The organism is Arcobacter iocasae (assembly GCF_042214795.1).
Taxonomy (GTDB): domain Bacteria; phylum Campylobacterota; class Campylobacteria; order Campylobacterales; family Arcobacteraceae; genus Arcobacter; species Arcobacter iocasae.
The window spans coordinates 2,662,233-2,682,198 of sequence record NZ_CP090177.1 but is presented as its reverse complement, the minus strand read 5'-3'; the positions used below and the strand labels follow the sequence as shown (position 1 = coordinate 2,682,198).

Genomic DNA, 19,966 nt, shown 5'->3' with positions numbered 1-19,966 from the left:
AAATGTCCTCAGTGGTTACATAGGTGTAAATGTAAGAAACTATTGAACTTACTAATGTAAAAATATATATTTTTAAAAACAATCTTTTTTTCTTCAAAAATAAAAACATTAAGATAATAAAGAGTAATAAAAAAATAAAATCAACTAAAACTGATATCTGATATAAATTTTGATTACTTATATTAAATTCTATAATTGATTTAACAATTGATTGGAATAAGTTTATGATTCCAAAAAATAATGAAAATCCAAATATAATTAAAAAACTATTAAAGGCTAAAGCTTTATCTTGTGTTATTTTATTCAATCTTTATCTCCATGTGCATATAACGTTTGAGTTGAGAAATAGTTGTACCCGCAGGGTCAAATATTTCTCTCTAATGTTTTGTTATAGTTAAACTTCATTTTTATTTACTATAGAATCATATTTTTTAGAATAAATAAAGTCACCTGCAATAAGCTTTGTTATATATGATTCAAACCATAAATAAAAGCTACTATTTAACAATTTTCGTTCTGCAGTATCATGCCACACTGTGATAATCTGTTCTTTATCTCCTAATTCAGTAGGATTCATATCTATACAATAATGATTGCCCATCCCGTCATAAGTAAATGGTACCCACATAGAATTCCACCAATTATTTTTAATTACAGAATCTACTTCATCAGATATATTATCATCAAAATCACCACTATCTAAAAGATTTTGCCATACTTTCCATTCTTCAAGAATTCTATGTGATGAAAGAAACTCTTGTCCTTCAAAAAGCCAACTAGCATTCCCTTTTTGTCCATTATGAATTTTAAGTATTTCTATTAAATCTTTTGCTACTGAAAACCCAAGACCTTTTTCGAGTTCAATAATCTCTTGGTCAGTAATTGGGCTATTTAAGTCATTTATACCTTCTTTATAATTCTCTTGTAACCATTCTTCAAATTGTTTAAATAACTTTTGCAATTAAATTCTCCCATACTATAACGACCGAAGGGAGGGACGATGTAACCATAATGGCACTTCAAATTTACTTTCTCACTATCTTTTAAATGATAGTTTAAAGATACTTAAAAGCTGATGGGGTACTCGTTCCTCTCCTCTGTTTTGTTATACATATTTATCAGTTCATCCATATCTTGATTGTCATTATTATGTAGGAAAACACCATCTTCATCATTTTTAAGTAAATATTCAATTAATCTTATTCTAGTGTATTGTACATTATCATTACCAGTTTTATGTGCCATATATTCTTCATGCATTTCAACAGATACAGAACGAATATTTTTATCAAAAAAATAACTATAACTACTATGTCTTTCAGATGGAAAATTATCTTTAAAATGTACATTATATTTTGGACTAAAATATTTTATTAATGTACCTTCAACTAATGTTTTCCAATCTGAACTTGGCATACTTTCTATTAATCCACCATCTGGCAACCAATCTCTTCTTGAATCATCACTTATTATATCAGGATGCATCATTGCACTAGTAAATGGTTTTTGAAACGACATAAGTTTTATTATAACCTCTTTGTTTGGTTTATTTTCAATAATTTCATTTGAAACTTTATTTATTTTTTCATGGCCTTTAAATCTTAGATATTGACTGTTTCCCATTTCTGTTTGACCAATATATTGAACATCTAAATATAAAAACTGTTCAATATATTTGTGAATTTCTGGATTATTATATGAAATCATACCTAGAAATGTAAATAAATTTTCAAATATTTCTTTTTTTCCACTTTCTAAAGTTAGTGATATAATTTTTCCATCAGATTTTAATGTTGCTTTTTCATTATTAAACATTGCTAAAAAAGTAAAATTATGTTCTTTCCAATCATATTCATTGATTTGTTCTAAAATTGTAAAGTTAGTAATATTATTATTCTCTTTGATTGAATTAGGTTTTATTCTTAATCTATTTAGTGTACAAATCATATAATGTGTGAATGGATGAGTTTTGTTTACTTCTAATATTTCTTTTTTTTCAAGATTACTTGGGGTTGATAAAATAATAAAATTACAAACATTTCGTATTGATATTAACATGGTATTTCCTTTGTATAACGTTTAAAATGAGCCAATAAATTGCCCGCAGGGTAATTTATTGGCTCCACTGATTTGTTATGTTTATGTCGTCATAACCATAGTCGCTTCACCTTCACTTCCCTGTTCTAAATATGAATCTAATACATACAATGTTTGACAAATATCAGTAAGAGTGTCTTCGTTTTGGATAGAAATATTATTGATAATTTCATTTTTATATTCATCCATTAACTCTGATAGTTCTTGTGATTTATCAATTACATCGTAAGTTGAACTTTTGAGATTTGAAATATTTGCAAAACTAGGTAAAAGAGGAGTGACAATAGTAATTGTTTTTTCTATAATATTTTGGACAAATGGATAAGCTTGAAACACAGTATGTGAATAAACTACTGCATCCATGACACTTTTAGTTGATTTATAAACTTGAGAAGCACTTAAAATTGGTCCTCCTCCACCATGAAAATGACATTTGTCTCTCTCTTCTTTAACATGAATTGCACAAGGTAAATTATTCTGTTTTGTTCCATTACAAAAATAAAACTTCGCCATAGTCTCCTCCCTTTATTTAGGTTGATTTGTATTTAAACATAACGTTTAAAATGAGCCGATAAATTGCCCGCAGGGTAATTTATTGGCTCCTCTGATTTGTTATTTGATTTGTTTCAGTGAAATGTATTCATTGTATTTAAAAGTAACATATAATATCCCTAAAAATATATTCAAGCCTTGTGAATTGCTACCACACTCAAACTCTACATCATCATCTTTTTTATCAAATGTAAGTTTTTGACTACGACACCAATCAATTTTTAGAGTAAGTTCGTGTTTGCCGTTAGAAATTGGAAATTCAAGTGTTTCTCCATCACTGATTTTGCCAAGTGTATTTCCATCAAGAACTATTTTATACTTTCGTATTTTGTCTTGCCATGTAGAATATCTACGAATTTTTAACATTTATCTTTCTCTCCAATGATTTGTTATACATATGTTTAGTTAATTATTTTATCAATAATCTTTTCTTGAACATAAGGTAGATATTCTTCATAAAATGTTGCAGCTCTGATATTGGTTAATCTACCTTCTTCATCTGGAATAACTATTTTAAACTCATCTTTATAAATCCATTTTATTTTTATAAAAAAGCTATTCCAATCCGAAATATCACTAGTTCCATATTCCCCATTTTGTAAGCATTGAATAAAACTTTTTGTAACTAAACCTATACCCTTAACTCGTATATCTCGTGAACCAGGTCTATTCCCTTTTAAATAGACAATATCTCCAACTTTTAATAAAGAAACTGCTTCATATAAATCATTTGCACTCTTTTCATTCCAGCCAATAGTAAATTTATTATTTTTAAAAAACTCATCTTTTAATTCATCTTCGTCCCATTTAGATCCAGCACCAAAAATTGCCATTCAAAATTCCTTTGTCTTTTATGTGTATAACGTTTAAAATGAGCCAATAAATTGCCCGTAGGGTAATTTATTGGCTTCACTGATTTGTTATGTTTTTATTTAAGTTCATTACATTTCACTAGCATATTTGTATATTTCATAAATGTCATTTCATTTCTTAATGTCTCGTTGTTTTCAATGGAATGATTTATAGTTTGTAAACAAAATTCTTTTTTATTGATTAGCTTCTTTGCTTCTATTTTTGGATAGATTGATAAAGTATTATAAAGATATGTATTGATAGCTACAGTAGTTAGAATAATAATTAAACTTATCAATATTGAAATAAATAATGAAAACTTCTTTTTCAAAAGTCTAGATAATGGATTAAACACTATTTTAAAAAATGAAATTAAAATTATTACTACATTAGCAAATATAGTTATATACAATATATAATTATTTTGAATAGCTTTTTTATACTCATTGTAATCAAATATATTATTTTGATTTATTATTAACTCATTTATCCCAACGAGCATAATAATTGCGATAACTACATTTAAAATACTGAATAATTTTATAATTTGACTAAAACTATTTATCAAAATAAGGAAGCTAAATTTTTTGTCTATAGAAGCAACAGTACTATAAACAATTGTAGAAAATATTATTCCAAGTGGTAAGGCATTAAAAATATAAAATATAAATATATATGGTTTATTTACCATTTTTAATAAATCAATTTGTATAGTATTGATATTGAGTGTAGTATAAAAGCCAACCACATAGTCTAATATTATAATTGAAATTATGAAATATCCAATATGATACAGGATGTCATAATTTTGATAGTCTATAGTATGTTTTTTTAAAATAATATTTTTAATATAAATAAAATAATTTAATGGAAGTTTTACTAAATCTTTAATTAAATCAGTACTATGTTCTGGTTTCATTTGTTATATATCCTTTTTTAACATAACTAATTATTGAACATACATTATATACAAGATAGCCTGAAAATTAACAAATAACATACATAAAAAATGTCGTATATTAAAACAGCTACAAACACCTTAAATAAGGTCTTTTAAAACATTTAATTATAAAAAATATTGCAATTTGTTATATTTTTTAAATAAATTTTAATCATTTGCTATAATTTTTATGTATGTTTATTGTCGATATTTAGATGATAATAGTACATAATGTATGTATATTATGACAATATCGTGATAAACATGCATTTTGTTAAGTTTATTTGGAGGTGCATTATGGGTAAAAAATTATTGGATATTATGCAAGATAAAATTAGATTTAAACACTATAGTATAAGCACAGAAAAGACTTATGTTCATTGGGCTAAACGATATATACTTTACCATAATAAGCGACATCCAAAAGATATGGGGAAATTAGAAATCGAACAGTTTCTTACCCATCTAGCTACGAAGTTAAATGTATCTCCAACAACACAGAACCAAGCATTTAATGCAATATTATTTTTATACGAACAAGTTTTAAATATATCGTTAAAAAATGAGAATATACAAGCTTTAAGAGCTAAAGAAAGAAAACATATTCCAGTTGTTCTAACTATAGAGGAAGTAAAAAGAATCATTCTTAATATGAAGGGCATCTATCAACTTATGGTCAAACTTATGTACGGGTGTGGACTTAGAATGAAAGAAGTCCAAAACATAAGAATTAAAGATATAGATTTTGGATTTGATAAAATTTATATTTGGGATAGTAAGTCTATCAAAGATAGAACATTACCACTTCCTTTAAAAATAAAGGAAGAACTCAAAATACAAGTACAAAAAGTCAAAGAGTTGCACCAAAAAGATTTAAACGATGGCTTTGGAAGTGTATATATCCCTTATGCACTTGAGCGAAAATTTCCCAAAGCAAAATCTGAAACCAAATGGCAGTATATTTTTTCTATGGATAAGATTTCAAAAGACCCTAGAAGTGGTGAACAAAGACGACATCATATTTTAGATGTAACTTTAAGTAGAAATATTAAAAATGCGGTTACAAAATCTAATATAGACAAAAGAGTTACAGCTCATATCTTTAGACACTCTTATGCAACTCATCTTTTGCAAAATGGCACAGATATTCGCTCAATTCAAGAGCTATTAGGTCATAAATCAATAGAAACTACGATGATATATACTCACGTAGTAAAAGAATTGAATAAAAATGAAATAATAAGTCCATTGGATTTTTAGTAAAGTTTTAATTATTAAAAAATGATAAAATATACTAATATGCAGTTAAAGTATTAGAAAACTTTAGAATTTAAAGAGGCAAGGCAAGCAAGTTTTTAGAGGCAGGAGCTTACAAGTAGTAAGTGACTGTCTCTAAAAATGAAGGTGAACGAAGCATATTTAAAAAGCTAAAGCTTTCTAAATATGGTAGTTAGGCGCTTCGTTCGTAATAGTCACATCATGCACATGACTCTCTTTTAGCCCTGCACTAGTAATCTCAACAAACTCTGCTGTTGCTTGGAATGTTGGAATATCTTTACTTCCTAGGTATCCCATTGAACTTCTTAGTCCTCCTACCATTTGGTGAATGATATCTCCAATACTTCCTCTATATGGAACCATACCTTCAATACCTTCTGGTACTAGTTTATCAGCAGCTGTTCCTTCTTGGAAATATCTATCAGTACTTCCTTTAGTCATAGCTCCAATTGAACCCATACCTCTATATGTTTTAAATTTTCTACCTTGGCTTAGAACTACTTCACCTGGACTCTCTTCTGTTCCAGCTAAAGCACTTCCCATCATAACAGAACTAGCACCTACTGCTAATGCTTTTGCAACATCACCTGAGTATCTAATCCCACCATCAGCGATGATTGGAGTTCCAGTTTTTGCACCTTCTGCTGCACATTCATCAATAGCAGTAATTTGAGGTACACCAACACCTGCAACAATTCTAGTAGTACAAATACTTCCAGGTCCAATACCAACTTTAACTCCATCAGCTCCACAAGCTATTAAGTCAGCTGTTGCTTCTGCAGTTGCAACATTTCCAGCGATGATTTGTACATCCATCTCAGCTTTAATTGCTTTTACTGTATCTAAGATACCTTTTGAGTGACCATGAGCAGAATCAAGTACTAATACATCAACACCAGCTTTTACAAGTGCTCTTGCTCTGTCTAATTGATTAACACCAATAGCCGCACCAACTCTTAATCTTCCAAATTCATCTTTATTTGCATTTGGATATTCTCTTTTTTTATTAATATCTTTGATTGTAATAAGACCGATTAATTTATTTTCATTATTTACAATTGGTAATTTTTCAACTTTACTTGCATGCATAATATCAGCAGCTTCATCAAGTGTAGTACCCTCTTTTGCTGTAAGTAATGGCATTTTTGTCATTTTGTCACAAGCTTTTTGAGTAAAATCTTTTGTAAATCTCATATCTCTATTTGTCAAAATACCAACTAAGATACCATTATCATCAACAACAGGAACACCTGAGATTTTATATGAAGCCATAATATCTTCAGCATCTTGAATAGTTTGATCAGGCTTGATTGTAATAGGATCAATAATCATACCTGACTCAGATTTTTTTACTTTTTTACATTGTAAAACTTGTGTTTCTATATCCATATTTTTGTGAATAATTCCTATACCACCAAGTCTAGCCATTGCAATAGCAGCTTGATATTCAGTAACTGTATCCATTGCAGCAGATACAAAAGGAACATTTAGTTCTATTTTTTTTGTTAATTTACTTTTTAAACATACCTCTTTTGGTAAAACTTCTGATTTCGCTGGTACTAATAACACATCTTCAAATGTTAATGCTCTTGTTCTTATTCTCATTTTTTATCCTATTCTTTACTTTTTATAATTTACTGCTTTTTCTAGTGATAAAGCGCCATCAAAGACTGTTTGTTCGTCATATGCTTTTCCAATTAACTGTAACCCAACTGGCATTCCTTCTTTATCATCACAAATAGGTAATGAAATAGCTGGTAATCCTGCTAAGTTTATAGAAATAGTATATATATCACTTAAATACATCTCTAAAGATGTCTTAAAGCTACCTATTTTTGGAGCTGTTGTTGGAGCAACTGGTGATAAAATCAAATCAGCTTCTTCAAAAATTTTTTCATATTCATCTTTTATCAAATGTCTAACTTTTTGTGCTTTTATATAATAAGCATCATAATACCCTGAACTTAAAACAAAAGAACCCAACATGATTCTTTTTTGTACTTCTTGCCCAAAACCTTGTGATTTTGTTTGAACATACATATCTTTTAATCCAGCATCACCTTGTCTATTCCCAAATCTAACTCCATCAAATCTAGCTAGATTTGCAGAAGCTTCAGCTGTTGCTACTATATAATATGTCGAAACTATTTTAGAAGTATCAACCATATTTTTATGAACAATTTTATGCCCTGCTTCTTCTAAAGCCTTAACAGCTTTTTCGAATCCTACTTTAATTTCATCACTTGCTTGGTCAATGAAGTTATCAATTACAGCAACTGTAAGTTTTCTATTACTATCAAGTTTAGGAGTTACAGCATCATATTCTACATTTGCAGAAGTTGAATCCATAGGATCATGTCCTGAGATAATGTCATATAAGATCGCTGCATCTTCTACATTTTGAGTAATTGGTCCACATTGGTCAAGTGAAGAAGAATATGCAGTAATTCCATATCTTGAAACTCTTCCATAAGTTGGTTTCATACCAACACAACCACAAAATGCTGCTGGTTGTCTAATACTTCCACCAGTATCAGTTCCAAGAGCAGCAATAGCAATACCACCAGCAACAGCTGCGGCACTTCCTCCACTACTTCCACCTGGAACTCTTGAGTTATCAACTGGATTTAAAGTTTTACCATAACAAGAAGATTCTGTAGAACTTCCCATAGCAAACTCATCCATATTTGTTCTACCAAATGGACTTAATCCAGCTTTTTCTAAATTATTTATTACAGTTGCATTATAAGGAGATACATACCCTTTTAAGATATTACTTCCACAAGTAATAGTCCAATCTTTTACATTTATATTATCTTTTATAGCTATTGGTATCCCAGAACCTGAAATATTAATATCTGTATTAGTTAATTGTTCTATATAGGCACCAATGCTATTATTTTTTATTTTATCAGTTAGTTCGTTTCTTAATTTATTTATTTCATCATTTGTTAATAAAAGTGCTTCTTTTAATGTTATCAACTATTACTCCTAATCAATTGTAAAAATATCGTGATTATACAAAAAAATTGATTAAATTCTAAAAATAATTTTTAATTGTATTATATAAAAAAAGGGAAGAAGAGCAATGCTCTCCTTCCCTTTTTGACAAACAAGTTTAATTAGCAATTATACTAATGAAATGAATGCCATAGGTGTAGCATCACCTCTTCTAATTCTTGTTTTAATTATTGAAGTATATCCACCATTTCTACCTACATATTTTGGTGCAATTTCGTTAATTAATTTTTTTGTAGCTTCTTTATCTTGTAATGAAGCAAATACAAATCTATGAGTATTTAAATCAGCTTCTCTTGAAACTGTAATTAATTTCTCAATATATCTTCTAAGTTCTTTTGCTTTAGGAACTGTAGTTTCAATTTTTTCTCTCTCTATTAAAGCTATTGCCATGTTTTTTAACAATGCTTTTCTATGAGAAGAAGTTCTACTTAACTTTCTATATCCGTGCTTATGTCTCATAATTTACCTTTTTTATGCTTTAAACTGCTCTAGCTTTCTTCTTAAAGCTGATGCAATATTTTCTGGAAGTGTATTTTCAACTGGGAATCCCAAAGATGCTAATTTATCAGCAATCTCGTCATAAGATTTTTTTCCTAAGTTTTTAATATTTTTAACTTCTACTTCACTCATAAGTACTAATTCACCTAAGTATTTTAACCCAGCTCTATCAAGAGAGTTAAAACTTCTAGCACTTAAATTTAAATCGTCAATTTTAACAATTAAATCTTTTAATTCTACAGGTTCTTCTGTTGAATCGCTAACTGTTACTTCAGATAAATCGAATACTTTATTGAATACTGACATTTGAGAATACATTACAGAAACAGCTTCTTTAAAAGCATTGATTGGTGTAATTTGCCCATTTGTTTGAACTGTAAATACAGCTTTTTCAAAGTTAGGGTTGTCTTCTACTAGCATTTTTTCAATATCATAAACAACTTTTTTTACTGGAGTAAAGAAAGCATCAAGTGGAATATAATCACTAGAAACCATATCTCTAATATCTTCTGAAGGCATATAACCAATACCTTTTTGAATAATAACAGAGAAAGTTAAGTTACAATCAGCATTGATTGTAGCTAAATGAGCTTCTGGACTTACAATTTCAACATCAGAGTTTACTAAGTCAGAACCTTTAATTTCTTTAGGTCCGTTGAAAGAATATTCAACTTCTACTTGATTTTCATCACTTAGAATTTTAAATTTAATATTTTTAAGATTGATAATAAAAATAGCAATATCTTCTAGCATACCTCTTAAAGAATCAAACTCGTGGCTTGCCCCTTCTATTTTAACTGCAATTGGAGAGTATCCAACTGAGCTAGATAGAAGAAGTCTTCTTAAAGGGTGCGCTAATGTAATTGCAAAACCACTTTCAAATGGATATGCAGAAATCTTTGCTTCAGTTTCACTGATTGCTTCGATTTCAACTTCTGTTGGTAAAAATGGAGTGTCTGCAAATTTTTTCATACGCTGCTACCTTTATTTATTATTTAGAATATAACTCTACGATTAATCTTTCTTCAACAGGAATAACTACTTCTTCTCTAGTAGGAATTCTAGTAAAAATACCAAATGCTTTGTCTTTATCAACATCAACCCATTCAACCATTCCTGTTTGATTAGTTAATTCTAAAGCTCTTACTATTTGAGGATTAGTTTTAGATTTCTCTTTAATCTCAATTTTTTGCCCTGGTTTTACTACGAAAGAAGGGATATCAACTTTTTGTCCATCTACTAAGATATGACCGTGAGTTGTAAATTGTCTAGCATTTGCTCTAGTTGTAGCAAATCCCATTCTATAAACAACATTGTCTAATCTTTGTTCGATTAAAGTAATTAAGTTAGATCCTGTATTACCTTCTCTTCTTGCTGCTTCTTTAAAGTATTTTCTGAATTGTTTTTCAGATACACCGTACATAAATTTAGCTTTTTGTTTCTCTCTTAGTTGTAAACCGTACTCAGAAAGTTTAGTTCTTCTTTGTCCGTGTTGTCCTGGAGCGAATGGTCTTTTTTCTAATGCAGATTTTCCGTTAAGTCTTCTTTCACCTTTTAATCCAAGGTCTGCATCAAGTCTTCTCTCGATTTTTTCTACTGGTCCTCTATATCTTGCCATGTACTACTCCTTACACTCTTCTTCTCTTAGGAGCTCTACAACCATTATGTGGTAACGGTGTAACGTCCTTTAACCATGAAACTCTGATGCCTTCCATAGCTCCTACTGCTTTAACAGCTGTATCTCTACCTGAACCTGGTCCTTGAATTTTGATACCAACATTTTTGACACCGTGTTCAATTGCTTTTGCCATTGCATCTTCTACTGCAGCTTGAGCAGCAAAAGGAGTAGATTTTTTACTACCTTTGAAACCTAAGTTTCCAGCAGAACTCCATGCGATTGCATTTCCAGCTCTATCAGTTATTGTTACCATAGTATTGTTAAATGATGCCGCAATATGAACGATACCATCAGCAATATTCTTTTTTACTACTTTTTTTCTAGTTACTTTTCTTTTTGCCATTGTTTATCCTTACGCTGCACCAACAGTTCTTTTTTTACCTTTTCTAGTTCGAGCATTAGTCTTAGTCTTTTGCCCTCTACACGGTAAACCTTTTCTATGTCTTAACCCTCTATAAGAACCTAAGTCCATAAGTGATTTAATATCCATAGCTACTTTTTTTCTAAGATCACCCTCAACTTGGTAGTTTTTTTGGATCTCTAGTCTGATAGCTGCTGCTTCATCTTCTGTTAACTCATGAGCTCTTTTGTCATAAGAAATTCCAGTAGCATCAAGGATTAATCTTGAGTTAAATAACCCAATTCCAAAAATATACGTTAATGCGTATTCCATTCTTTTCTTGTTTGGTAAATCAACACCCGCAATTCTTGCCATGATTATCCTTGTCTTTGTTTGTGTTTTTTGTTCTCGCAAATTACTCTTACGATCCCTCTTCTTTTGACAACTTTACATTTGTCACACATTTTTTTTACCGAAGCTCTAACTTTCATAGTTGCTTTCCTTTGTGTTTATTATCCACATTTTCAACAGGCAAGAAGCGTGAATAAAAAGTGAACTGCTTCACTTATGTATAATACTTATGTCCACTTGCGCTCTTCCTACCAACTCTTTATAAAACACAAAATTTTTATAAAAAACTCTTTTGTGGTTGAAAAATGGAATTGGATTATATTTAAAGTTAGCTTAAGATTTTATTAATTAATTTTACCTTACTTAAGGAGACAAGTGTCAAAAAGAAAATTATTTTAAAAATTATTTGATATAATCTTTTAAGAATAATTGGAGAAGATAATGAAAGTAATGAAAAATTCTATAAAAGTCTTAGGTGCCTATGGTAGTAAAAGTCTAAGTTCTAATACCACATGTATACAGATAAATGCAAATAGTGTTATTGATGCTGGAAATATTGTAAAAGGTTTAGGAGAAGATGGTCAATATATTGATAATATATTTTTGACACATTCCCACTTAGATCACTTAAATGATATTCCATATATACTTGATATCTTTTTTGAAAAAAGAAAAAAGCCAATTACAATCTATGGAACAAGTAAAACCTTAGATAATCTAAAAAAATATATTTTGAACTGGGAAATTTGGCCTGACTTTTCTGAAATAGAATTAATTAATAAAAAATTCAAAGCTATAGTTTTTAAGCCTATTAGTATAAATGAAACAATTACTTTAGATGATGATACCAAAGTTACTGCAATAAAAAACAACCATACTAATTCTAGTTGTGGTTATATAATTACAAAAAATGAAAACTCTTTACTTTTTTCATCAGATACTTATTGTTGTGATTCTATTTGGGAAACTATAAATAATGATTTAAATATCAAATCTTTAATAATTGATGTATCTTTTCCTTCACAATTCAAACAATTAGCTTTTGATAGTAAGCATTTAACTCCTGCCTTATTAAATGATGAATTAAAGAAATTAAAAAGAGATGATTTAAGAGTTTATATAAATCATATAAAACCTTCCTATGAAAAGACCTTAAGAAAAGAGATACATGATTATGGTTTACTTCTTAATGAGGGCAAAATATTAGATGATGGAGATGTATTATCTTTATCTAATGAATATCTAGCTTATAATACTAATCGATCTAATATAAACAAAAAAGAGATTAAAAAATTAATTGACATTGGTAAGTCACTTACTAGCGAAAAGAACTTTGATGTTCTCATGGAGAAAATACTTCTAGGAGCAAAAGAGTTTTCTGATGCTGATGGGGGAACTTTATATTTAGTAACAGAAGATGAAAAAAGATTAAAGTTTCAAGTTGTACAAACTGATTCATTAAGTATCAAAATGGGAGGAACAGAAGGTAAAATAACCTGGCCTGAATTACCTTTATATAAAGAAAATGGCAAACCAAATGAACAAATGGTAGCAGCTCTTTGTGCTCTAGATGGTAAATTGATTAATATCCCTGATGTTTATGAAACAAAAGATTTTAACTTTGAGGGTACAAAAAAGTTTGATGAATCAACAGGGTATAGAACAAAATCAATGCTTGTACTTCCAATGAAAAACCATGAAGATGATGTAATAGGAGTACTTCAATTACTAAATAAAATGGATGATGATGGTAATACTATCACTTTTACAAATGAAGATAAACAACTTATCGAATCAATGGCATCACAAGCTGCTGTTTCAATTACAAACAATAGACTAATAACTGAATTAGAAAATTTATTGGACTCTTTTATTAAATCAATTGCAACTGCTATTGGTGAAAAATCTGAATATACAGGTGGTCATATTAATAGAGTTGCAGAGATTGCAGAAACTCTCACAAAAGCAATAAATGATGACAAAACAGTCTTTAAAGATATTAGTTTTACAGCAGATGAAATAAAACAAATGAGTAGAGCTGCTTGGCTTCATGATATTGGTAAAATTGTTACACCTGAGTATGTTGTAGATAAAGGTAAAAAACTAGAAACAATTTATGACAGAGTAAATACAGTAAAAGCAAAATTTGAAATTGTAAAAAAAGATTATGAATTAGCATATTATAAAAATATTTCAAATACTTCTTCACAAAAAGAAAAAGAACAATTAACAATAGCTTTTCAAAATAAAATCACTTCGTTAGAGGAAGACCTTGATTTTGTTATTTCATGTAACACAGGTGGTGAATTTATGGAAGATGAAAAAATTGAGAGAATAAAAGAGATTGCAAAAGAAAAACTTAAAATAAATGGTGAGGATATGAACTTACTAAGTGAAAATGAAGTATATAATTTATGTATAAAAAAAGGTACTTTGACAAATGAAGAAAGGGATATAATAAACAACCATGTTACAGTATCTTATAAGATGCTAGAAACTATGCCTTTTCCTAAAAAATTAAGAAGAGTTCCTGTAATTGCTGGTTCTCATCATAAAATGGTAAAAGGTGGTGGTTATTCAGCTCCTGAAATTCTTGATTTACCTATGACGATAGAAGATAAAATACTTGCAGTTGCTGATGTTTTTGAAGCACTAACGGCAAATGATAGACCATATAAAAAAGCAAATTCACTTAATACTTCACTAAAAATTTTATCATTTATGATAAAAGATCAACATTTAGATAGGGATATTGTGAAATTTTTTGTTGATAATAATCTTCACCTTGATTATGCAAATAAATATTTAAGTGAAGAACAAATGGATGAAATCACAGTTGATTTTGAAAATATATAAGGGAAAATATGATTTACGAAAATAATTTAATAAAAGTAGAAATTGAAAAAAGTGAGATACCTTGGCTAAAAATTTTCACTCAAAAAGATTTAAAAGAGTTTAGTGAGTGTAATCAAGAAACTAAAATGGAGATATTAAGAGCCCTTGATATTATAGAAAAAAAGATGATAAAATATTTTAACCCAGAGAAGATAAATATTGCATCTTTTGGAAACTATGTTCCCCATGTACATTTTCATATAATGGCAAGATTTAAAGAAGATTCTTATTTTCCTGAACCTATGTGGGGAAAAATACAAAGAGAAGCAAAGCTTGTATTACCCTCTTTTGAAGAATTTTATAAAGAATTGGTAAAAGAACTTGAAAATTAAAAATTTTTAATACGAGATATCAATCTAATAAATCAAGCTCATAAATTGCCTGTGCCATAATTTGTGTATTTTTCATTAAGTTATCAATTTCTATATATTCATCTGCTTTATGAGCTAAGTTTGCTTGACCAGGGAAAATAGGTCCAAAAGCAACTGCATTATCCAATGCTCTTGCATATGTTCCTCCACCGAATGTTTGAGCTTGAGTATCATCATTTGTCATTTTTTTATATACTCTAGTCAAGGTTTGAACAAGTTTACTATCCTTTGGCATATATAAAGGAGGCATATTATTTATAATTTTCATTTTAATATTACTATTAATAAGATTAGCATTTATTTTGTCGATTACTATTGTATCTTTTTTAGTAACTGGATAACGGATATTTAATGTTAATTCAGCTTTATTTTCATCAAAATCAATTATTCCAACATTAAGGGTAAGTTCTCCTGAGTCTTTATCATTCATTTGACAATTAAGAGCTTCTCCATTTGTTTGTGTATTGATTTTATTATTATAAAAATCAATAAAACTACTCATTTGAGTAGATTCTAAATTAAGTACTTTTAGTACTTTCATTAATTGAGAAATTGCATTTTTACCTTTTTGTGGTTCCATAGCATGGGCAGATACACCATGGGATTTTAAATAAAGATTATTGTTATCTAAGTGTAAATCTATTGAATAATTCTCTTTTGTAATAAGACTTAAACATTCTTCATAAATAGAGCTTGGCTCATTTTTAATATAAAGTAAGGCTTCGCAATAGTTTGGAACTATATTAGACAATTCTCCACCTTTTATATATTTTATATTTATATTTGAAGTTGAAGATATATTAAACTCTTGTTTTAATTTAAGAGTAATAATTCCTTTTTCTCCATATATAACTGGAAAGTTTGCATCTGGGGTAAAAGCAATCTGAGGAGCTTTTTCTTTTTTTAAATAATAACGCATGCATTCCCAACCACTTTCTTCATCTGTGCCAAAAATAATTCTGATTTTCTTTTTTAATAAAACACCACTATCTTTTAATGCTTTCATAGCATAAATAGCTGCTATTGTAGGACCTTTATCATCAATCGCTCCTCTTCCATAAATGCGATTATTTTTAATAGTTGCACTGTATGGTGGGAATATCCACTTTTTCAAATCACCCTCAGGGACTACATCTAAATGAACAAGAATTCCTATCATCTCATCCCCCTCACCTAAGTCTGCATGTCCTGCATATCCATCTACATTTTTTGTCTTAAATCCTAGTTCTTCACAAAGTTTTAATGTATATTCCAAAGCTTCATTAACACCTTCACCAAAAGGCATGTTAGGTTTTGCTTTAGTTTCTACACTTTTTATTTGAATAAGTTCCTGAGTTTTATTGATAATTTCATCTTTCATATTTTCTATTAAATTAGTAAATAACATATGAATTCCTAATGTGAGTTTGAAGTGATTTAAATAGCTTTATTTATTTAATGAAGATATATCACACTTTCTAACATGATATATCCTCTTTTTAATTTTTATGATAATTTATTTTGCAATTGCCATATTTTCTGGTTTATGACCAAAATCCATTCCATACCATTTTTCATAGATTTTAGCTAATGATCCATCTTTTTTCATCTGTTTAATAGCTTTTGAAACAATAATTCTTAATTCTTTAGATCGCTCATTATTTTTAACAAATGGATATGCTTTTGCACCAACTGCAATATTTTCCTCAACCATTCTTGCTTTTATAAAACCAATTTTGATTTTATACGCAACTTCAGCACCTGAAAAAATCATAACATCAACTTTCCCTCTTCTAAATGCTTCATTTAATAGTTCACTACTATCATAAGATACCATATTTATTTTAATACCTTGTTTCTTTGCAATTTGTTCAAATAAATTTCCACCATTAGAACCAGCTGAGAAACCACAAGTCATACCTTCAATATCTTTAAGTTTTTTAATATCTGTTCTATCTTTATGAACAACTAATTTTTCTGGAATATAAGCATAAGGTTCTGAAAAATCATATTTTTCTAATCTTCTTTTATTTACTGTAATTGTATTTCCTACAGTATCAGCTTTTTTTGAGTCAAGATAACCAAATAGTGTATTAAATTCACCTGTAATAAACTTAACTTTTAATCCTGTTTTTTTAGAAATTTCATTCCAAATATCTACTTCATGGCCTGTGTGTTTACCATGAATTATGTAAGAATTTGGAATCGATGTTGAACCAGAAGCTACTACTATATTTGTAGGACTTTCACTTGCCTTTAGACTCATAAGCGGAATAAAAATTCCAGCAACTAATAGTTTGAATAATTTTTTCATTTTTTTCCTTTTAAAATTTGTAAAATCTTTAATATTTTGCACTTAAAATTTATGATTAAGAGAATTTTGATTATGATAACTAGAAGTGTTCAACTGAACATGACGAATCTATTAACAGAGTTTTTAAACTCTTTTTCAATCTATTTTAAAGATTGCAACAATAAATTAAGTGTTAACCTTAACTTATCATGGTTTAAAGGCTAAAATAATAATTAAACTTAGCTTATATACTAATAAAAGTTATTATAATTAATAAAATTTTAATTAAGTACCTAAAAAACTGAATTTTATAAAATTATTTAATAAACTTTTTCTACTCTTTTTTCTATATATTTTAGAGTTCTTTCTACTATAATAACTAAAACTAAATATATAAGTGTAACACATAAATATGCTTCAAAAAAACGCAAGCTAAGAGCAGCTTCTATTTTTGATTTTGCCATAATATCTGCAAGTCCTACTGTAAAACCAAGAGCAGTACCTTTTATAATACCAATAAACCTATTCCCTATTGAAGGAAGTGCAAAAATAAAAGCTTGTGGTAAAATAACACGCTTCATTGTCTGAAACTTTGTCATACCCATTGAATAGCATGCTTCATTTTGTCCATTATCAATTGATTCTAAAGCACCTCTTAAGTCTTCTGCCATAAAAGAAGATGTATTTAATGTAAGTGCTATAATTGTGGCTTCATAAGCGCTCATTGATTCTAAAAAGGGAAAAATACTAGGAAGACCAAAATACAAAATAAACAGTTGTGCAACAAGAGGTGTTGCTCTAAAAAATGTAATATATAGTCCAAAGATGTGATATAAACCTTTTACTTTATAATACCTTATTATTGCAATAACAATTGATAAACATAAAGTCAAAAACAATGAAATCAATGCAATTGAAATCGTTAATTTCAAGGCAGGAAGAACAATAGGGAAAAGATTAAAAAACCATACAAAATCAAAATTCATTTATTTTATCTCCAAAGTATTTTCAGTCATTTTATTAACAAAATTAGAAACTCTTTTATTTTTGCACTCGACAAATATCTCATAAGATGTTCCAATAGTGGAGATAGAACCATTTTCTAAAAACACTATTTTATCTGCTACTTCTTTTGCAAATTTCATTTCATGGGTAACAATCAACATTGTTTTTTGAGTTTTTATTGCAAGAGTTTTTATTACTTCTAATACATCACCTACTAACTCCGGATCTAATGATGATGTTGGCTCATCAAATAAAATAACATTGCTATTAACAGCCATAGCTCTTGCTATACCAACTCTTTGCTGTTGCCCTCCTGATAACTCACTTGGGTAGGAGTTTTTATTATCAAAAAGTCCTACTTTTTTAAGTAAATCCAAAGCAACATCTTCAGCTTTATTTTTAGGTATTTTTTGAACAGTTACCATAGGTTCCATTATATTTTCTATTGCTGTCATATTTTTAAGTAAATTATAATTTTGAAAAACCATAGCTGTTTTTTGACGCAATTTAAAAATATCTTTTTTTGATACTTTTTCTACATCTACTTTAATATCATCAATTGATATTTCACCACTTGTGGGATTAACAAGAAAGTTAAGACAACGAAGTAATGTTGATTTTCCTGAGCCAGAAGGACCAATTAAAGCAACAACTTCACCTTTTTTTATTTCGATATTTATATCTTTTAAAACTTGTTTTTCTCCAAAGTTCATATTTAAATGTTTTACATTAATCATTTTGCCTCATTTGTTTTAATATGGATAGATAATACATTATTTATTTATTTTTAATCAGCTAAAAAATAGAAATAAGAGTAAAGGAAACTAGAAAAAGGAAAGATTGAAGATTTAAAGTAAATTAATACTTTAACTTTTTAATTATCAAGGTTTATTTGTTTAATTAATTCTTCAAGCACTCTTTGTGCATCTTCAAGTAAGATCTGGCAACCACCAGCTGCTTTGTGACCACCGCCACCATATTTAAGCATAAGTTCACCAATATTTGTTTTTGATGTTTTATTTATAATTGATTTACCAGTTGAAAAAACCAATTTGTTTCTGTCAAAGGTATAACTAACATGAATAGAAACATTTACTTCTGGAAACATTGCATATACTAAAAATCTATTTCCTGGATAAATTATTTCTTCATCTTTATAGTCAATAACTGCAACATTACCATATATTTTTGTACACTTTTTCAATTGTTCATGAAACTCTTTTTCATATTTGAAGTAAAGGTCAACTCTTTGTTTTACCTCTTCTATTTCTAATATTTCATCAATATTATGTTTTGCACAATAATCTATTAGGTTTCTCATTAATTGTTTATTTGAAACTTCAAAATCTTTAAATCTACCAAGACCTGTTCTTGAGTCCATAATAAAACTTAATAATGCCCAAGCTCGTGGTTCTAAAATATCTTCCATAGTAAAATCAGCACTATCAGCCTTATTAGCACCATTCATCATACCAACAAATCTCATAGGATATACTTCATCTCCACCATAATAATCATATACAACTTGTGCAGCACTAGGAGCATCGGGATTGATTATGTGGTTATCTTTTTTTTCATTTCTAAGAGTTTCACTAAAGTGATGATCGAAAGCTAAATGCACGCCTTCAACATAAGGTAAGTTTGTAGTTATGTCATTAGATGTTACTTCAATAAGTCCATCTTGCATATCTTTAGGATGAACAAACAAAATATCATCAATCAAATCAAGATATGTAAGTAGCGTACCACACACTAATCCATCCATATCACTTCTTGTAATCAATCTATATTTTTTTTCACCCATTAAAGATACCTT

General features: G+C 28.7%; 22 protein-coding genes. 3 read left to right on the top strand and 19 right to left on the bottom strand.

Going from position 1 to position 19,966, the window contains the following annotated elements; translation table 11 throughout:
• Nucleotides 1-394 precede the first annotated feature (394 nt).
• The 6 genes from LXN10_RS13455 to LXN10_RS13430 all read right to left on the bottom strand — a co-directional run bounded on the left by LXN10_RS13455 (nt 395) and on the right by LXN10_RS13430 (nt 4,420).
• Nucleotides 395-961, bottom strand: a complete 567-nt coding sequence (locus LXN10_RS13455; RefSeq protein WP_375723498.1) for an SMI1/KNR4 family protein — start codon at nt 959-961, stop codon at nt 395-397.
• A 104-nt stretch (nt 962-1,065) separates the two neighbouring features.
• Nucleotides 1,066-2,058, bottom strand: coding sequence for a hypothetical protein (locus tag LXN10_RS13450; protein ID WP_375723497.1), 993 nt, complete (start codon nt 2,056-2,058; stop codon nt 1,066-1,068).
• 81 nt (nt 2,059-2,139) lie between these two features.
• Entirely contained in the window at nt 2,140-2,610 is a 471-nt protein-coding gene (locus tag LXN10_RS13445; RefSeq protein WP_375723496.1) for a hypothetical protein, read from the bottom strand.
• Between the two features lie 99 nt (nt 2,611-2,709).
• The gene (locus LXN10_RS13440; RefSeq protein ID WP_375723495.1) at nt 2,710-3,015 is read right to left on the bottom strand and encodes a hypothetical protein; all 306 of its coding nucleotides are present in this window, start codon (nt 3,013-3,015) and stop codon (nt 2,710-2,712) included.
• 35 nt (nt 3,016-3,050) lie between these two features.
• Nucleotides 3,051-3,482, bottom strand: a complete 432-nt coding sequence (locus LXN10_RS13435) for a hypothetical protein (protein ID WP_375723494.1) — start codon at nt 3,480-3,482, stop codon at nt 3,051-3,053.
• Between the two features lie 95 nt (nt 3,483-3,577).
• Nucleotides 3,578-4,420, bottom strand: a complete 843-nt coding sequence (locus LXN10_RS13430; protein WP_375723493.1) for a hypothetical protein — start codon at nt 4,418-4,420, stop codon at nt 3,578-3,580.
• Between the two features lie 318 nt (nt 4,421-4,738).
• Between LXN10_RS13430 and LXN10_RS13425 the strand changes: the two genes are divergently transcribed.
• Nucleotides 4,739-5,701 carry an integron integrase gene (locus LXN10_RS13425; RefSeq protein ID WP_375723492.1) on the top strand — a complete coding sequence of 321 codons (963 nt, stop codon included), beginning with the start codon at nt 4,739-4,741 and terminating at the stop codon, nt 5,699-5,701.
• A gap of 177 nt (nt 5,702-5,878) precedes the next feature.
• On the opposite strand, the gene guaB is transcribed toward LXN10_RS13425, so the two are convergent.
• From guaB to rpmJ, 8 genes are all read right to left on the bottom strand, one after another.
• The gene (guaB, locus tag LXN10_RS13420) at nt 5,879-7,324 is read right to left on the bottom strand and encodes an IMP dehydrogenase (RefSeq protein WP_375723491.1); all 1,446 of its coding nucleotides are present in this window, start codon (nt 7,322-7,324) and stop codon (nt 5,879-5,881) included.
• Nucleotides 7,325-7,339: 15 nt separating this feature from the next.
• The gene (gene gatA / locus LXN10_RS13415; RefSeq protein ID WP_375723490.1) at nt 7,340-8,701 is read right to left on the bottom strand and encodes an Asp-tRNA(Asn)/Glu-tRNA(Gln) amidotransferase subunit GatA; all 1,362 of its coding nucleotides are present in this window, start codon (nt 8,699-8,701) and stop codon (nt 7,340-7,342) included.
• Nucleotides 8,702-8,848: 147 nt separating this feature from the next.
• Nucleotides 8,849-9,199 carry a 50S ribosomal protein L17 gene (gene rplQ, locus LXN10_RS13410; protein WP_129099906.1) on the bottom strand — a complete coding sequence of 117 codons (351 nt, stop codon included), beginning with the start codon at nt 9,197-9,199 and terminating at the stop codon, nt 8,849-8,851.
• Between the two features lie 12 nt (nt 9,200-9,211).
• On the bottom strand, nt 9,212-10,210 hold the full coding sequence (locus LXN10_RS13405) for a DNA-directed RNA polymerase subunit alpha (RefSeq protein WP_013135231.1): 999 nt from the start codon (nt 10,208-10,210) through the stop codon (nt 9,212-9,214).
• A 19-nt stretch (nt 10,211-10,229) separates the two neighbouring features.
• Complete coding sequence (rpsD, locus tag LXN10_RS13400; RefSeq protein WP_013135230.1) at nt 10,230-10,856, bottom strand: 30S ribosomal protein S4; 627 nt, start codon at nt 10,854-10,856, stop codon at nt 10,230-10,232.
• A 10-nt stretch (nt 10,857-10,866) separates the two neighbouring features.
• Entirely contained in the window at nt 10,867-11,259 is a 393-nt protein-coding gene (gene rpsK / locus LXN10_RS13395) for a 30S ribosomal protein S11 (RefSeq protein ID WP_013135229.1), read from the bottom strand.
• A gap of 9 nt (nt 11,260-11,268) precedes the next feature.
• Entirely contained in the window at nt 11,269-11,631 is a 363-nt protein-coding gene (gene rpsM, locus LXN10_RS13390) for a 30S ribosomal protein S13 (protein WP_129099904.1), read from the bottom strand.
• A gap of 2 nt (nt 11,632-11,633) precedes the next feature.
• The gene (gene rpmJ / locus LXN10_RS13385; protein ID WP_041660148.1) at nt 11,634-11,747 is read right to left on the bottom strand and encodes a 50S ribosomal protein L36; all 114 of its coding nucleotides are present in this window, start codon (nt 11,745-11,747) and stop codon (nt 11,634-11,636) included.
• A gap of 301 nt (nt 11,748-12,048) precedes the next feature.
• Here rpmJ and LXN10_RS13380 point away from each other — a divergent pair, with 301 nt between their 5' ends.
• A complete protein-coding gene (locus tag LXN10_RS13380) occupies nt 12,049-14,463 on the top strand; it encodes an HD domain-containing phosphohydrolase (protein ID WP_375723489.1) in 2,415 nt (804 codons plus the stop codon).
• 8 nt (nt 14,464-14,471) lie between these two features.
• Nucleotides 14,472-14,834, top strand: a complete 363-nt coding sequence (locus LXN10_RS13375; RefSeq protein ID WP_375723488.1) for an HIT family protein — start codon at nt 14,472-14,474, stop codon at nt 14,832-14,834.
• Nucleotides 14,835-14,853: 19 nt separating this feature from the next.
• Here the strand turns inward: LXN10_RS13375 and pepV are convergent, their stop codons facing one another.
• The 5 genes from pepV to LXN10_RS13350 all read right to left on the bottom strand — a co-directional run bounded on the left by pepV (nt 14,854) and on the right by LXN10_RS13350 (nt 19,954).
• The gene (gene pepV, locus LXN10_RS13370) at nt 14,854-16,260 is read right to left on the bottom strand and encodes a dipeptidase PepV (RefSeq protein ID WP_375723487.1); all 1,407 of its coding nucleotides are present in this window, start codon (nt 16,258-16,260) and stop codon (nt 14,854-14,856) included.
• 108 nt (nt 16,261-16,368) lie between these two features.
• Nucleotides 16,369-17,166 carry a transporter substrate-binding domain-containing protein gene (locus LXN10_RS13365; protein WP_375723486.1) on the bottom strand — a complete coding sequence of 266 codons (798 nt, stop codon included), beginning with the start codon at nt 17,164-17,166 and terminating at the stop codon, nt 16,369-16,371.
• A 299-nt stretch (nt 17,167-17,465) separates the two neighbouring features.
• Entirely contained in the window at nt 17,466-18,131 is a 666-nt protein-coding gene (locus LXN10_RS13360) for an amino acid ABC transporter permease (protein WP_375723485.1), read from the bottom strand.
• Nucleotides 18,132-18,887 (bottom strand): amino acid ABC transporter ATP-binding protein, encoded by a 756-nt coding sequence (locus tag LXN10_RS13355; RefSeq protein ID WP_375723484.1) that lies wholly within the window; start codon nt 18,885-18,887, stop codon nt 18,132-18,134.
• Nucleotides 18,888-19,024: 137 nt separating this feature from the next.
• On the bottom strand, nt 19,025-19,954 hold the full coding sequence (locus LXN10_RS13350; RefSeq protein ID WP_375723483.1) for an exopolyphosphatase: 930 nt from the start codon (nt 19,952-19,954) through the stop codon (nt 19,025-19,027).
• Nucleotides 19,955-19,966 lie beyond the last annotated feature (12 nt).